A 16,343-nucleotide genomic window follows, 5' to 3' on the forward strand; every position below is an offset into this window, starting at 1 on the left:
CAAACAACAGCAGCCCGGCTGCGTGAAAGCGCAGCCGGGCTGACTTTTGGCGAATGAGCGTCTTCTTCGCCGTATAAAGAGGTTTATGCAACACTATGGCAAAATTGTATTTTCGCTACGGCGCCATGAACAGCGGCAAAAGCACGGCCCTGATGCAGGTGGCCTATAATTACGAGGAGCGCGGCATGCGGGTGCTGGTGATGAAGCCCAGCGTGGATACCAAGGGCGGCGACAAGCTGGTCAGCCGACTGGGTGTGACCCGGCTGGTAGACATTGCCGTGACCCCCAAGCTGGACATTCTGGACCTGGTGCGGGATCTGCTGACCCGCGCCCCCGCCCCGGCCTGCATTCTCACCGATGAGAGCCAGTTCTTCACCCCTGAGCAGGTGGAGCAGCTGCTGCGCATCACCGTGGAGCTGAATATCCCGGTGATTGCCTACGGCCTGCGCACGGATTTTTCCCTGAGAGGCTTCCCCGGCTCCACCCGCCTGCTGGAGCTGGCCCATGCGGTGGAAGAGATGAAGACCATCTGCTTCTGCGGCCGCAAGGCCACCTGCAACGGCCGCAAGGTGAACGGCGAATTCGTGTTTGAAGGCGATCAGGTTGTCATCGACGAGGGCGGCGAAGTGGAATATGTAAGCCTGTGTGCCCAGTGCTATTTCAAGGCGCGGGATGACTTCTACCGCCGTCACCCCCGCATCACAGTTTGAAAAACTCCCGAAAGCCTGTGCGCCTTTCGGGAGTTTTCTTTTTGTGGCAATTTACAGCACAACGCCCTTGACCAGCAGCGAGATGGTGCCGTCCGGCTCGTTGACGAACTCCACATAGTCGTTGTCGCCACGCAGAAGGCTGGTGGGGATCTTCATCTCGATGCCGCTCTCGGTCTTGATGGACTGATATTCCATTCGCTTGATGCGGGCGGGCGGAACCGATACGGTTTCCTCCAGCGGCAGATTCGCCTGCTCCAGCTCCTGGGTGAAGGACTCCACCGCCAGCGGGAACTGCTCCTCCAGCCGCTCCTTCACTCGCTGGACCTCCAGACTGCCGTCACCAGCCACCGCCTCCTCGCAGAGGATGGCTGCGATCTCACTGTCGCTTTTCTGGTTGTCCTCGTAGCTCTGGCGCACCGCCTGGGCTGCGGCGGTCTGCACCGTCTGCAGCTTGGCCCGCTCGGGCTGGGCCTGAGTGCTGCGCAGAATGCGCTCGGACAGATAGAAAATCTTCGCCCCGTCCACCTCGTATTTTTTCTCCACCAGCTTGATGGAGCCATCGGTCATATCCACGATCACCGACTCATCCGGCTTGGAACCGGCGGCGGGCAGCAGGGTGCGCTGCTTGATCAGGGCGTTGTAGTGCTGGCCCTCCACCTGCTGATAATAGTGGGCATAGGCCGCCTTGTAGTTCATCTTCAGAATGGCGATGCTCTCGTGCCCGTTGATGGAGCAGTAAATCACAATCAGGTCCGCATTGGGAATGGCCGGGCTGGTGCGCATCACCTGAAAGAATTCGTCCGCCACCTGCTTGGAACACTGCACAAAGTCCTGATTGTCCAGCAGCAGCGACGGGAAGGTGGCTTCCGGCAGAAAGCTGCAGTTTTTCACCGCATCGTTGTAATAGGCCTTTTCCAGGTGGGCAGCCAGATAGTCGGCAGTGTCGCCGTCCAGCTCCAGCAGCCGGTCGGAAAATACCGGTGCACCGCCGCTGGAATCCAGCACGTGTACGATGGCCTTAAAGATCTGTAATTCCATGAAGATCCGTTCCTTTCGCTTGAGGTTCCTGTTTATTATAGCGGAAAAGCCGCTGTTTGGGTAGGGGCGCTTTTTCCTCTTTCCCCTTTTCTCCAACAGGTAAAAGCCGCCCGGAATCAATCCGGGCGGCTTTTTCTGCTTGCTTTATGGAGAAAATTGAGAAGGAAACGGAAAGGAAAGAAATCAATCGCGGCCGCGACGCCAGATCACGACGCCGGCCACAGCGGCAGCGGCCACCACGGCCACACCAATCACCACAGGCAGTACGCTCACCTTGGACTTCTGGGTCTGGGAAGCGGTGCTCTGGCTCTGGGCCTGGCTCTCGCTTTCCGCTGCCTGGCTCTCAGCCTCGCTGGAGGCGGACTCGCTCTGAGCCTGGCTCTCCTCGGAAGCAGCCTCGCTCACCGCGCTCTGGGAAGCAGAGGCACCGGGAGCCTTGCTGGAAGCAGCAGTGCCCGGCTGGGCGGTAGCTGCCGCGTTGTTGTTCTGGGTGGAACCGTTCTGGCTGCCGCTCGTGCTGCCGCCAGAGGGCTTCTGGGTGGCCTCAGGCTTCTCGGTCGCCTGAGGCTGCTCAGTCGCCTGGGGCTGCTGTGTTGCCTCGGGGGGTTCGGTTGCCTCAGGCTGCTGAGTGGGTTCCGGAGCAGGCGACAGCTCGCCCACATTCACAGCCAGGGTCTCCGCCTGCATAGTCAGCTTCTGTGCGGAGGAGCTGGCCCGAAGCAGGGTCAGACCGCTGACCATCTCGGCACTGGAGCCCTCTTCCTGGTTGGGCAGGCCGGTGGTGATGGACACCTCCAGATACTCGCCCTTCGCCGCCTCTACCTGGATGGAACCCAGGTCGGCCTTGTCGTTTTCAAACAGCGCACCGTTGGCGCCGGCCACATATACGGTCAGAACATTGGTGTTCTGATTGTAGCGATAGGTTTTTACGGTGCCCGGCAGATCCTCGTCAAAGACAAAGCTCACATCGGCCTTGTCCAGCGAACCGACCACAGGGCTCAGCGTAAAGCTCATCTGCAGGGCGTTCACGCCCTCGCCCGCACCGGTGTGCTGCAGGTCCAGAGAGACCTTGGCGCCTCCCTCAACAGACTGCAGGTTGGCGGCCGCATCCGCGGCCGCCAGCCCCTGCAGGGGCAGCGCCATGACCAAAACCGCAGCCCCGATCAGGCCTATGATTTTTTTGTTCATGTCTTACTCCTTTATGCTTGGCCCCGATACGGGCCATCGTCAATTCTTAGTTGTCCCCGGTGATCGTGATCTGGGGCAGCTCTGCGGGTACCTCGACCCACAGGGAGTCACTGACCAGACGCTGACCCTGGTTGGTCAGAGCATCGTCCACACGGTAGAGCTCCACCCGCACCTTTTCAGGCAGAACCGCGTCGGGGCTGATCCAGTAAACCCAGCGACCGTCGGAGGTGTTGCCCAGATCGCCCTTATCCGGAACCGGAGCCAGGATGATCTGCTCGGCACTGCCCTCGCCGTTGTCGCCGTAGCCCACGATCTTGCCGTCCTGATCGTAAACGATCACGGCGTTGTAGGCCGGGTTGCCCTTGTATTCGCCCACGAAGATTACGGAACCGGCCGGAATGAAGCCGTCGGTATGCTCGCTCTTCTCGTAGAGGCCCTGGTCGTAGATGTAGTCCTCAGCCAGGATGCCGATGCCGTCCTGCAGCATCTCCACGTTGTCGCCGGTGGGGCCCAGCACATCCAGCTCGGTGATGCTCACGCTCTGCGCGTCCTGGAAGGTCAGGCGCAGACCGGTGGCACCGCTGGTGCGAATCCAGCCCTCATCGTTCACCGCATACACGGTGGTGGAGCCGGTGCTTTCCAGGCTCTGTACGCTCACGGGTACATCCACCCACTGACCGTTTTCCTCCAGCTGCAGTACCAGCTTGCCGGCAGGAACCTGGCCTGCACCGCTCATGAGAGTAAACTTGAAGCCGGTCACATCCAGCTCCTTGCCAAAGGCTACCTGGATCATGGCATCCTCGCCCTGAGTCGCACCGGTGTAGGTGGTGCTCAGGTTGTCGTCGAAGGCCAGACCAATGGCGGACTTCACGGTGGCATGGTCATGGGCACCGGGATCAAAGCCGGCATCCGGGTCCTGCTCGTCGTGATCCACCTCAGTATCCTGCTCGGAGGTCATGTTGGTGGTAACGGTCCAGTCGCTCTTGTCCTGGCTGCCGTCGTGATTGATCTTGATGGTCTCCATGGAAACCGCCTGGGCGTAATCCAGGTACTGATCCACGGGAACGATCTGATAGGTGAAGGCACGGTTGTTGATGGTGCTTACCGTATCGGTGAAGCTGGCCGCGCCATTCTCGCCCGCCAGCACAAAGCCAACGGTCTCTTTGTTTTCCTGACCGCCGGAGATGGAGATGCGGTTGATCTCGTAGCCCAGCAGGCTGGAAGAAGCACTTGCCGGTGCGATGGTCAGGCTGACCTGGTTCTGAGCCAGGCCATTGCTGCCGGTGCCCTTGGTCAGGGTCACATCAGCAGTGCTGAGCACACTCTGATCCTTCAGGCTCTGGCCGTTGGGATTCTGAATGCGGTAGCTCTGAGCCGAGTCGTTCACATAGTAGATCGCACGGGTCTCAGCCTCGAACTGACTTACGTAACGGGTGGTCTCCTCATCCGCCACCAGACCCCAGCGCAGGAAGAACTCGCTCAGATCCTTCTGGGCGGCCGCACTGGCCAGCCGGATGATGTTCTGCTCGGAACCGCCGTTCAGCGTCAGGGCAACACCGCCGGGAGCGGGCGCCTTGGAGGGAGTACGGGAGTAGGTATCCACCCGGGCAAAGAACAGGTTGTTGAAGACATCCTGCTCGGTGCTGAAGGTCTTGTAGGGATAGTAGTTGTCGTAGGCCAGACGCAGCTGCCAGTACATGGCCAGCTGCAGGAACACATCGCTGGCGCGGCCGATGGTGCCGCTGGTCACCTTGTCGTACACAGCATCGTAGCTGAAACGCACGCCGCTGGTGCCGTAGGTAGCCAGCTGCGCAAAGTAGTTGTTGGTCACCTCAGCGATGACATAGCTGGACTGGTTGATGTCGTGACCGATCTCGTGACCGATACCCCAGCCGAACAGGTCGCCGGCCAGATAAGCACCCTTCTCGTCGGCCTGCAGGGGCACGCCCTGCGCCATGCCGGGCACGGAGCCCCAGCCGATGCCGATGTGGTTGCCGGCCGCATACATGAAGGCGCCGGCGAACATGCGCATGTAACGGATGTTCAGATGCTGGCTGGGCACGCGGTTGATGGGATCAGCCGCAGTTTCGGTCAGGCCCTTGTGCTGGTAGAACAGCTCCATGGTCTGATCCATGGCCAGCAGAGAGTCGTTCAGGCGCTGGGCCTTCTCGGCGGTGGTGCCGCTGCCCAGACCCGCCAGCACCTGCTGAGCGGACAGGGAGAACAGCATGTGGTCGCCCATCAGCTCGGTTGCGCCCAGGATGCACTCCTCTTCGTTGTACTCGTAGTTTACGTTGGCATTGCTGCTGCCGGCATGCAGCTGCTCGTGCAGCTCCTCCAGACCGGCCACATAGGTCTCCAGCTCCTCCACGTACTGTTCGGTCAGAGCCAGGCGCTGGACCTCATCCTTAATGCCGTACAGATCCAGCATGGGGATGGTGGTGCCGCCCGCCACGCGCACACCGTACTTACTGGTCTGATTGCCGGCAGCGTAGTACACATACAGGGAGCCGCCGCGCTCGAAGTCCTTGCTCACGATGGCAGGGATGGTAAAGGTGTTCTCGCCCACCTTCAGCCGGCCGATCTGCTTCATGAAGTTGCCGGACTCGGCGTTGTACTGGGTAGCCACCAGATACAGATCGGTGTTGGTGCCGCTCTGCAGATCCGGGTTACCCACGTAGATGGTGATCTCCTCACCGGCAGCGGCGGTCACGCCCAGGGGCTGCCAGGGGTTCAGACCGGTGAAGCCCAGGCTGCCGTCCGCATAGCCGCTCACGTTGGCGCCCATGGCCTTGATGTGCTGCACGGGGCGCAGGGTGCTGTTGTTGGCCAGCAGGTCGGCTGCAGTTTCCAGCTCACGCTTGAGCTGGGTGTAGTTGGGATGCAGCTCATTGCAGGCAGGATCAGGGGTGTTCAGACGGGTGTACAGGGCGTCGATCACGCTCTGGTCCACATCCTCCCGCAGGGTGGTGTGGTAATCGTCTGCATACAGGGCCATGATGTCCTGATAGATGCCGTCGTATGCGTAGAAACGCAGCTCACCGATCTTCATGGCACGAGTCCAGCCGGTGTTGGTGCAGATCTGAATCTGATCCGTGGTGATCTTGGTGCCGAAGTCGATGTAGATATGACGCCGACCGTTTTCATCGGTACGGGAATTGGTGCGCAGGCCGGTAACTTCCTTCAGGGAACCGGTCTCCTGGTCACGATACCACACACGGATACTGTTGATGGCACCGTTCTCCGGCTCGGCCAGCGCCATGGCCCCCATCTCATAAACACCGTCGAAGGTGATGCGCAGACCGCGGTTGTCGGTGTTACCGTAAATCACGCCGTCATCCCAGTCGCCGATGTAGTAGTAGGAGGACTGATCGCCATCCACCACGCCCAGGCCGCTGTTGGTACTAGCCGCATCCAGCGGGCTGTTCACCATCATATTGGTGCCTCGCATGGTGGTCACGCTCTGGATGTGAGCGGTGAGCTGACCTGCACCGTTGGAGGTATTGATCAGCTTGTAGGAGGGCATCCAGGCCGGCTGCAGGCTCAGGGTCTTGGCCAGCGCCGGAATGGCGTTGGGACCGTCGCCCAGCTCGTTGGTACCGTACACGGTGACCTCATACTCCACGTTCTCTTCCAGATTGTCGATCTTGTAGCTGTTGGCAGTGATGTTCTTGGCCGCCACAGTGTATTCCGCGTTTGCATCGCTCTTCTTGCGGTACAGCACGGTGTAGCTGTCGGTATCGTCCATGTCCTTCCAGTGCAGGCTGATGGAACGGAAACCGCCGGAAGCCTCCAGGTTATCGGGAGCAGCAGGCATTTTCTCCACCACCGGCTTTACGGTGATGGGCTCGCAGTAGCCGCTGGACCATTCACCGTTCAGGGACTGTACCTGCACGGTGTATTCCTTGCCGTTGATCAGCTTGCCGCCGTTCAGGCCGTCCACCAGCAGCTGGTTGGCATTGGTGCGGATGGTCGCGGTCACATTGCCGGTGGAATTCTTCACGGGACCGGTGATCTTGACCTCGTAAGCGGTCACGTTCTGGGCGGGCTTCCAGGTGAGCAGGAATGCCTTGTCGGAAGCGCTCGCGCTCAGGCCGGTGGGGATATCCAGCTCCGGCTCAGGGATGCGGTTCTCCATGCCGTTCAGGAACTCCACCTTGGAGATCTCGGCCAGCTTGTTGCTCTGGGTGGCGGTGATGGTCAGGGTGATCTTTTTCACCGCGACCTGCTTGCCGAAGTTGATCTCCAGAGTGCCGTCCGCCGCGCGGGCGGTACGTGCAGAGGTAGTAAACAGGCTGAACAGCGCAACCACGCCGCTCTGCTGTTCGCTGATGTTAATTTTAAGAGAGTCGGTGCTGCCGTCCTCCTTCACATACTCAACGGTAACAAAGCCATCGGTGATGGTACCGTCGCTTGCAACAGGAGTCTGGATGGTCATACCGTCCATCTGGGGCAGCTCTTCCGGCGCAACGTTCTCGTCGCTGCTGGCAAAATCGAAGTCCACCGCAATGGCATTCGATGCATCAATGGCACCGCTCACATTTTCCAGGGTCACGCTGGCGCCGTCATTGACCAGATCCTCCAGGCTGCCCTGCTTGACCTCAACGATGCTGTTATCCACCTGAGGCTTGGCCACATTGTCGGCCAGGCGGGCCTGCACGGTGGAAAGCACATCGCCCTTGTTCAGGTTGGCGGCCAGCAGCTGCAGATCACCCAGATCCACTTCGCCGCTGCCGTCCAGGTCGGCCAGCACATTCTCGCCGCCATTCTGGATGGCGTCCACGATGGCATCCGCATCGGCGTCACTCAGCGCGCCGTCACGGTTGGCATCACCCACACGCAGCACGCCGGGATGAGCGGTATTCTCGAAACCGGCCAGCTCGCTGGTGTGCAGGGTCAGCTCATTGCGCATGTTCCGGCCCACTTCCAGAGACTGGGTGTAATCCGCAAAGCCGGGTGCGGAGATCACAACCTGATAGCTTCCGGCTTCCAGGCCCTCCACGCTCACCTGTGCGGGAGCAGCCTCGGTCTCAGCATTATTGGACAGCGTAGTGCTGCTCTGGGCCACATGCTCACCATCCCGGTACAGGGTCATGGTGAAGGTCACATCGCGGCTCATGAGCATTGCCGCATGGATGGAAGCGGTCACGCTGGCCTGGGGAGCGGCCTCAACGGGCTCCTCCACCTCGTCCAGCTCCTCCTGATCCATCAGCTCCTCTTCTTCGGAAAGAAGCTCGTCGGAAACAACTTCAGCGGAGGTCGCCTCTTCGGAAGCGATTTCCTCAGAAGCCGCTTCACTGGAGACGCTCTCCTCAGAAGCTGCTTCACTGGCAACAGACTCGCTGGAAGCGGTCTCCTCAGAGGCGGCTTCACTGGAAGCACTCTCACTGGAAGCAGCCTCCTGAGAAGACGCTTCACTGGTCACGGCAGACGAAATATCGGTCTCGTCCGGCTGCTGGCTGGCAGCTGCGTCGCTTTCCCCTTCGGGCTCGGTCTGCACCTGCACCACCGATACGCTGCTCGCAGCGTCCACAGCTGCCACGGCAGGCAGGAACGCCTGGGTCGCAACGGTAGCCATCATGGTGAACGCCAGCAGATAGGCAATGATCGATTTCATGGTTCGATTGCTCATCCTTTCGTTGGAATTTCTCCATAGATTATCTATGCTCATCCCCAGCTCCCGAAGGAGCCTGGTTCTCTCAGCAGGCACTATTATATCAGTCACAAAAAACTTTTTCAATATTTTTAATTCTAAAATCGTTACCAAAACATTTTTTCAGCTTTTTGCAACAAAACCTTGAATTTCCAGGTGAATATCCGGCATAATTTCCACAAAGTCGGTAGATTTTAAACCGATGACCCCTCGCCAAAAAAGTCACAAAACCAAGGCGCCTTGTATCTTTGAACAAAAAGACCGACTTTTCACCCGAAGGCAAAAAGCCGGTCTTCTTTAACCGAATCTTCTCCCCTGCAGCATGCGGCTCAGCTGCTGCAATCTGGGGAACGAATATTCCAGGAATTCCTGGTAGGCGGAGCAGAATACATTGCGGGGATCGGGCCCTGTGACCGGCTCCCAGTTGCGGCGGCATCCGCCCCTGCACAGAGCAAACCATTTGCAGCCCTTGCAGCTCTCCTTGATGCGGGCGGAGGTCTCCACAAAGGCCAGCTCCTGGCGGCGGCGCTCGATGGTCTCGAAATCGTCGGTCACAAAATTGCCCAGGCGATACTCGTCCATCATATAAAAGTCACAGGGGTAGACGCTGCCGTCCGCCTCCACCACGAACTGCCGCCCGCATACCCCGCGCATCTCGCAGGCCTCGGGCATCTGACCGTTCAGAATGGCCAGCAGGTTGAAGAAGTAGCGATTGTATTGCAGCTCGCCCCGCACCGCCTGCTGGTACCACTGGTCGAACAGCAGCTTCAGATGCTGCTCAAAGTCCTTCGCCGTGAGGGAGTAGGGCGTCTGCGTTCCCTCCTCCCAGGGGTCCAGGCAGGGAATGTATTGCTGATAGGCAAACCCGTTGCGCTGAAAAAAGCCGTAGATCTTACCGGTGCTGCGGGCTGCCTGGCGGGTAACCACCGTCAGGATGTTGAACTCCACCTTGTGCTTTTGCAGCAGCTGAATGGCGTGCATCACCCGGTTGTAGGTCCCCTTTCCCTGCGCGTCCACCCGGTTGGCATCGTGGATGTCCTTGGGGCCGTCCAGCGAGATACCCACCAGAAAATGATTACGGGCAAAAAATTCCGCCCATTCCTCATTAATGGCGTAGCCGTTGGTCTGCAGGCTGTTTGCGATGGTCACCCGGTTCACGTTCCACTTTTTCTGCAGCTCCAGTGCCTTTTCAAAAAAGGAAAGGCCCGCCAGGGTGGGCTCGCCGCCCTGATACATAAAGCTGCAGCTGCCCTCAGCAAAGGCCAGCACCCGTTTTATGATGGCTTCCAGCGTATCCTGCTGCATGATGCCGTAGCTTTCGGTGGTACGGTGGGCCATCTCATCCGCGTAAAAGCAGTAGCGGCAGCGCATATTGCACAAACCGGAGGCGGGCTTCAGCATTACAGTAATCGGGGGCATGGGCGGTTCCTCGCTTTCCATTCATTGCTTTCTATTATACTCCACCGGCAAAATCCGGCGCAAGCTGCCGGGCAAAAAAGCCCGCCGCTTCGGACCAATTCCAAAGCGACGGGCTTTTCCTTATTTATATAGGAGATGCGGGCAGAAAGCTTAAACCTTCTTCACACCCAGGGTGACGGTCTCGCCGTTCACATCCCACTCCTTCACGTAACCGTCGGTGCTGCTGGTAACCACAGCGTCCGCCAGAACGTCGGAGGCAATGGAGTCCTTGTTGGCCTCCATCAGAGCGGTGATCTTGTCGTTGCCCATAGCGTAAGCGGTGATGTGGTCCTCCACATTGAAGCCCGCTTCCTTACGCATGGTCTGCAGCTTGCTGACCAGCTCGCGCACAAAGCCTTCCTCCACCAGCTCGGGGGTGAGCTCGGTGTCCAGCGCAACGGTAACCTTGGTATCCTCCACCGAGAAGTACCGCTCGCTGCGGGTCATCTCGATGAGCAGGTCCTCCTCGCCCAGCTTGATTTCGCCGGTGGAGAGGGTCAGGGTCAGAGTGCCGGTCTCGTCCAGCTCCTTCTTTGCGGCGGAGCCGTTCAGGTTTGCCAGCAGATTGCGGATCTCACCCAGCTGCTTGCCGTACTTGGGTCCCAGGGTCTTCAGCTGAGGCTTGAAGGTGTAGTTGGTGAACATGGACATGTCGTCGGTGAAGGTGACCTTCTTCACGTTCAGCTCGTCCTCGATGATCTCCACATAGTACTCGCCCAGCTTTTCGTCGGCCTTCACGAACATCTCGGCCAGAGGCTGGCGGTTCTTGCGGTTGGCGCCGTTGCGGGCGGAGCGGCCCAGCACAACGATATCCAGCACCAGCTCCATGTCGCGCTCCAGATCGGCGTCCACAAAGCTCTCGTCCACCACGGGGAAGTCGCACAGATGCACGCTTTCGGGGGCAGACTCGTTCACGCTGCGCACCAGGTTCTGGTAGATGCTCTCGGCCATGAAGGGGATCATGGGAGCAGCCGCCTTGCAAACGGTCTCCAGAGCGGTGTACAGGGTCATGTAGGCGTTGATCTTATCCTGCTCCATGCCCTTGGCCCAGAAGCGCTCACGGCTGCGGCGCACGTACCAGTTGGACAGATCGTCCACGAACTCCTGCAGAACGCGGGCGGCCTCAGGGATGGCATACTGGTTCAGCTCGGCATCCACGGTCTTGACCATGGTGTTCATCTTGGACAGAATCCAGCGGTCCATGACGCTCAGCTTGTCCTTCTCCAGGGTGTACTTGGTGGGATCGAAGTTGTCGATGTTGGCGTACAGGATAAAGAAGGCGTAGGTGTTCCACAGGGTACCCATGAACTTGCGCTGGCCCTCCTGCACGGCCTTGCCGGAGAAGCGCTTGGGCAGCCAGGGTGCGCCCGCGGTGTAGAAGTACCAGCGGATGGCATCGGCGCCGTAGGTGGCCAGAGCGTCGAAAGGATCGACCGCGTTGCCCTTGGACTTGGACATCTTCTGGCCGTTCTCATCCTGCACGTGGCCCATGACCACAACGTTCTTGAAGGGAGCCTTGTTGAACAGCAGGGTGGAAATGGCCATCAGGGAGTAGAACCAGCCGCGGGTCTGGTCCACGGCCTCGGAGATGAAGTCGGCCGGGAAGCGGCTCTCGAACATCTCCTTGTTCTCAAACGGATAGTGGTACTGGGCGAAGGGCATGGAGCCGGAGTCGAACCAGCAGTCGATCACTTCCGGCACGCGCTTCATCTGCTTGCCGCAGTCCGGGCAGGTGATGGTCACCGCGTCGATGTAGGGGCGGTGCAGCTCGATGTTCTCCGGGCAGTTGGGAGACATCTTCTTCAGCTCCTCGATGCTGCCGATGGAGTGACGGCAGCCGCACTCGCATTCCCAGATGTTCAGCGGGGTGCCCCAGTAGCGGTTGCGGCTGATGCCCCAATCCTGCACATTCTCCAGCCAGTCGCCGAAGCGGCCCTTGCCCAGAGAGGCGGGTACCCAGTTTACGGTGTTGTTGTTGCGGATCAGGTCGTCCTTTACCGCGGTCATCTTGATGAACCAGGAGTCTCTTGCGTAGTAGATCAGCGGGGTGTCGCAGCGCCAGCAATGGGGATAGCTGTGCTCGAAGACGGGGGCGCTGAACAGCAGGCCGCGGGTCTCCAGGTCGATCAGCACTTCCTTGTCGGCGGTCTTGCAGAACATGCCGGCCCACTTGGTCTCCTTGGTCATGCAGCCCTTGGCGTCCACCAGCTGCACGAAGGGCAGGCCGTACTTGCGGCCCACGTTGGAGTCGTCCTCACCGAAGGCGGGAGCGATGTGAACAATGCCGGTACCGTCGGTCAGGGTGACGTAGCTGTCGCAGGTCACATACCAGCACTTCTCCTTGGGAGAAACGAAGTCGAACAGGGGCTCGTACTCCTTGTACTCCAGGTCCTTGCCCTGGTAGCTCTCCAGCACGGTGTAGCTGCCCTCGCCCAGCACGGTATCGGCCAGAGCCTGGGCAATGTAGTACACGGTGCCGTCCTCGTTCATCTTGACCTTCACATAGGTCTCCACCGGGTTCACACACAGAGCCACGTTGGAGGGCAGGGTCCAGGGGGTGGTGGTCCAGGCCAGGATGTAGGCGTCCTCGCCCTTGGCCTTGAACTTGGCAATGGCGCTGCGCTCCTTCACATCCTTATAGCCCTGGGCAACCTCATGGCTGGACAGGGGGGTTCCGCAGCGGGGGCAGTAGGGCACGATCTTGAAGCCCTTGTACAGCAGGCCCTTTTCCCAGATCTGCTTCAGCGCCCACCACTCGGACTCGATGAAGGTGTTGTCGTAGGTTACGTAGGGGTCATCCATATCGGCCCAGAAGCCGACGGTGCCGGAGAAATCCTCCCACATGCCCTTGTATTTCCAGACGCTCTCCTTGCACTTCTCAATGAAGGGCTCCAGACCATACTCTTCGATCTGCTCCTTGCCGTCCAGACCCAGCAGCTTCTCCACTTCCAGCTCAACGGGCAGGCCGTGGGTATCCCAGCCGGCCTTGCGGGGCACCTGATAGCCCTTCATGGCACGGTAACGGGGGATCATATCCTTGATCACGCGGGTCTCCACATGGCCGATGTGGGGCTTGCCGTTGGCCGTGGGGGGGCCGTCGTAGAACATGTAGGTCGGCCCTTCCTTGCGGGAATCGATGCTCTTCTCAAAGATGTGACGTTCCTTCCAGAACTTGAGCACGTCCTTCTCGCGGTCAACGAAATTGAGATTCGGGTTTACTTTCTCGTACATCTTAAATCTCGTCCTCCTTGTTTTTCCGCCCTTTGGGTCGGAAAGCGGTGCATTTCCTATTTCAGAAAGCCCATACAAAAACAACAGAAAAAGCCTTCGCCCCTGCAAACAGGGCGAAGGCTTTGCGCTTTCGTTGTACCACCTTTTTGCTGTGTACCATCATACACGCTCCCCTTAACGGAGGGATGCCGGCGGCGCCTACTGCAAGTTCAGCCCGCAGCTCCGGAGTGATCTTCGGCGGGGTGCTACTGGTGCGGGGCTCACACCCTCCCCCGCTCGCTTGGTCGTTCACACCGGGCTTACTGTCTCCATCACAGCTGTTCTCTGTGTCTTTGTTAACAGTTACACTTATATCATATGCGGCGGCAAAAGTCAAGGCCGGAGCAATGATTGCTCCGGCCTTTGCGGTTTATTTAGTAATTCTCGCAGCGCATCTCGAAGAAGCTCTGGGCGTAGCCGCAGACCGGGCATACCTCAGGGGCCTTCTTGCCCATGACCAGATGGCCGCACACACGGCACTCCCACATGGTCAGTTCGCCCTTCTCGAACACCTGCTGCATCTCCACGTTCTTCAGCAGACGGCGGTAGCGCTCCTCGTGGCTCTTCTCGATGGCAGCCACCTTGCGGAACTTCTCGGCCAGCTCGGGGAAGCCTTCCTCTTCGGCGTCCTTGGCGAAGCGGTCGTACATGTCGGTCCACTCGTAGTTCTCACCCTCGGCAGCGGCCAGCAGATTGTCGGCGGTGGTGCCCAGGCCGCCCAGGGCCTCGAACCACAGGCGGGCATGCTCCTGCTCATTGCGGGCGGTCTTGCGGAAGACCTCGGCCAGCTGCTCGTAGCCCTCGCGCTGGGCTACCTGGGCAAAGTAAGTGTACTTGCCGCGGGCCTGGCTCTCACCGGCAAAGGCCTCGCGCAGGTTCTGCTCGGTCTTGGTGCCGGCATAGCGGCTGCCAGACTTGGGCTCCTCGATCTTCTCAAACACCGAAGCGGGCTTGCGGCAGCGGGGGCAGGTAAAGTCCTCAGGCAGGGGGCCTTCATGAATATAACCACATACAGTGCAACGCCATTTTTCCATTGTCATTTCCTCCATATTTCTTTCATGATTTTGGCAAGCATCGCCTGACGGCTCATGCGGTGCTGCCGCTTGATTCTTTCAATATTTTGTTGGTGGGTTTCGTTTCCGTGGCTTAATGATAACATTTCCTATTTATGCTGTCAACCCCTAAATAGTAATTTTTCTCATTTATTTTTTCAGGCACAAAAAAGCCCCCGCAGCAGAACTGCAGGGGCAACAGGGCTTCAGAACAAACGGGGGCGCGGCGCGTAACTGGTATGCAGGATGTGGTGCGCCTTTTCGCTGCCCGGCTCGCCCAGAAATTCCGCGTAGACCTGCTGGACCAGCGGGTTCTCGTGGCTGCGGCGCAGCACGCTTGCCTCGTCCTGGTCATACAGGGCCTTGGCGCGCAGGGCGCGGATATCAGTGAAGTTTCGCACCGGGGCAGGCTGAATGGGCTGACCGCCGCCGTTCACGCAGCCGCCGGGGCAGGCCATGACCTCGATCATGTCATACTGCTTTTCCCCGCTGCGCACCATTTCCAGCACCTTGCCCGCGTTGGCGGTGCCGCTGACCACGCAGACCCGCAGGGTGAGCCCGCCCACCTGGTATTCCGCCTCCTTGATGGCATCGGTGCCGCGCACCTGGGTGAATTCCACCGGCTCCACCTTTTCGCCGGTGAGAGTCTCCACCGCAGTGCGCAGGGCTGCCTCCATCACGCCGCCGGTGGTGCCGAAGATGTGTCCCGCGCCGGTGGCCTGACCCATGGCCGGGTCGAAGTCCTCATCCGGCAGATCCAAAAAGCGCAGGCCGCTGCGGTGGATCATCCGGGCCAGCTCACGGGTGGTGATGGCCACATCCACATCCGGGATGCCGTCGCCCGCGGCACTCTGGTCCGGGCGGCCGATCTCAAACTTCTTGGCGGTGCAGGGCATCACCGACACACAGTAAATGTTTCTGGGGTCCAGCCCCATTTTTTCCGCGTAGTAGGTTTTGCTCAGCGCACCAAACATCTGCTGCGGGCTCTTGCAGCTGGACAGATTGGGGATGAAATCCGGGTGGAAGGTCTCGCAGTATTTGACCCAGCCGGGGCTGCAGCTGGTGATGAGCGGCAGCTTGCCTCCGTTCTTCACCCGCTCCAGGAACTCGTGGGCCTCCTCCATGATGGTCATGTCGGCGGCAAAGTCGGTGTCGAACACGCCGTCGAATCCCAGTCGGCGCAGAGCCGCCACCATCTTGCCCTGTACATTGGTGCCGATGGGCAGGCCGAACTCTTCGCCCAGGGCCGCGCGCACGCTGGGCGCGGTCTGCACCACCACATGGCGGGTGGGATCGTTCAGCGCGGCCCATACCTTTTCGGTATCGTCCCGCTCCACCAGGGCAGCGGTGGGGCAGACCGTGATGCACTGGCCGCAGCCGATGCAGGTGGAGTCCGCCAGCTTGCCCTCAAAGGCGCAGGCGATGTGGGTATTGAAGCCGCGCTCCACCACATTGATCACGCCCACGCCCTGGTTCTCGGCGCAGGTGGAGATGCAGCGGCGGCAGATGATGCACTTGGAGCTGTCCTTCACCAGGTGCGGGGCGCTGTCGTCGTCCTGCCGCTCGGGCAGAACGCCCTCAAAGGCGTTGGATTTGTCCACGCCGTACTGCTTGCACAGCCGCAGCAGCTCACAGTCGCCGTTGCGCACGCAGCTCATGCAGTCCTGATTGTGGATGGAGAGGATCAGCTCCAGATTCATCTTGCGGGCGTTCTGCACCCGCTTGGTGTTGGTGAATACCTCCATGCCCTCGCTCACCGGGTAGACGCAGGCGGGCAGCAGGTTCTTTGCGCCCTTTACCTCCACCACGCAGACCCGGCAGGCACCGTTCACCCGCTTGATCTCCTTTAAATAGCACAGGGTGGGTATGGTGATGCCCACCTCGTGGGCCGCCTCCAGAATGGTGGAGCCCTCCGGCGCCTGACAGGGCACGTTGTTGATCTTCAAATTTACCATATTCATAATTGCCGTGTGC

General features: G+C 59.7%; 8 protein-coding genes. 1 reads left to right on the forward strand and 7 read right to left on the reverse strand.

All coding sequences use genetic code 11. The features are described 5' to 3' along the window. Positions 1-95 precede the first annotated feature (95 nt). Positions 96-710 (forward strand): thymidine kinase, encoded by a 615-nt coding sequence (locus B5F28_RS09920; RefSeq protein WP_087295738.1) that lies wholly within the window; start codon positions 96-98, stop codon positions 708-710. Between the two features lie 51 nt (positions 711-761). Here B5F28_RS09920 and B5F28_RS09925 read toward each other — a convergent pair whose 3' ends face one another. The 7 genes from B5F28_RS09925 to B5F28_RS09955 form a co-directional block, all read right to left on the reverse strand. Continuing rightward, positions 762-1,748: a nucleoid-associated protein gene (locus tag B5F28_RS09925; protein WP_087295739.1), complete on the reverse strand. Its 987-nt coding sequence runs from the start codon at positions 1,746-1,748 to the stop codon at positions 762-764. Positions 1,749-1,931: 183 nt separating this feature from the next. Next, a complete protein-coding gene (locus B5F28_RS09930) occupies positions 1,932-2,936 on the reverse strand; it encodes a hypothetical protein (protein ID WP_087295740.1) in 1,005 nt (334 codons plus the stop codon). 46 nt (positions 2,937-2,982) lie between these two features. After that, positions 2,983-8,553 (reverse strand): fibronectin type III domain-containing protein, encoded by a 5,571-nt coding sequence (locus B5F28_RS09935; RefSeq protein WP_087295741.1) that lies wholly within the window; start codon positions 8,551-8,553, stop codon positions 2,983-2,985. Between the two features lie 333 nt (positions 8,554-8,886). Then, positions 8,887-10,029 carry an anaerobic sulfatase maturase gene (locus B5F28_RS09940; protein ID WP_247643464.1) on the reverse strand — a complete coding sequence of 381 codons (1,143 nt, stop codon included), beginning with the start codon at positions 10,027-10,029 and terminating at the stop codon, positions 8,887-8,889. A gap of 129 nt (positions 10,030-10,158) precedes the next feature. Next, positions 10,159-13,278, reverse strand: coding sequence for an isoleucine--tRNA ligase (gene ileS / locus B5F28_RS09945; RefSeq protein ID WP_087295742.1), 3,120 nt, complete (start codon positions 13,276-13,278; stop codon positions 10,159-10,161). Between the two features lie 413 nt (positions 13,279-13,691). Further along, on the reverse strand, positions 13,692-14,351 hold the full coding sequence (gene rbr / locus B5F28_RS09950) for a rubrerythrin (protein ID WP_087295743.1): 660 nt from the start codon (positions 14,349-14,351) through the stop codon (positions 13,692-13,694). Between the two features lie 224 nt (positions 14,352-14,575). After that, entirely contained in the window at positions 14,576-16,330 is a 1,755-nt protein-coding gene (locus B5F28_RS09955) for an NADH-dependent [FeFe] hydrogenase, group A6 (protein ID WP_087295744.1), read from the reverse strand. Positions 16,331-16,343: the final 13 nt, after the last annotated feature.

The organism is Gemmiger sp. An194 (assembly GCF_002160145.1).
Classification (GTDB): Bacteria; Bacillota; Clostridia; order Oscillospirales; family Ruminococcaceae; genus Allofournierella.

Coding starts and splice junctions, on each gene's coding strand:
- B5F28_RS09940 (WP_247643464.1), bottom strand. CDS start 10,029: ATGGAAAGCGAGGAACCGCCCATGCCCCCGATTACTGTAATGCTGAAG.
- B5F28_RS09930 (WP_087295740.1), bottom strand. CDS start 2,936: ATGAACAAAAAAATCATAGGCCTGATCGGGGCTGCGGTTTTGGTCATG.
- ileS (WP_087295742.1), bottom strand. CDS start 13,278: ATGTACGAGAAAGTAAACCCGAATCTCAATTTCGTTGACCGCGAGAAG.
- B5F28_RS09925 (WP_087295739.1), bottom strand. CDS start 1,748: ATGGAATTACAGATCTTTAAGGCCATCGTACACGTGCTGGATTCCAGC.
- rbr (WP_087295743.1), bottom strand. CDS start 14,351: ATGGAAAAATGGCGTTGCACTGTATGTGGTTATATTCATGAAGGCCCC.
- B5F28_RS09955 (WP_087295744.1), bottom strand. CDS start 16,330: ATGAATATGGTAAATTTGAAGATCAACAACGTGCCCTGTCAGGCGCCG.
- B5F28_RS09920 (WP_087295738.1), top strand. CDS start 96: ATGGCAAAATTGTATTTTCGCTACGGCGCCATGAACAGCGGCAAAAGC.
- B5F28_RS09935 (WP_087295741.1), bottom strand. CDS start 8,553: ATGAAATCGATCATTGCCTATCTGCTGGCGTTCACCATGATGGCTACC.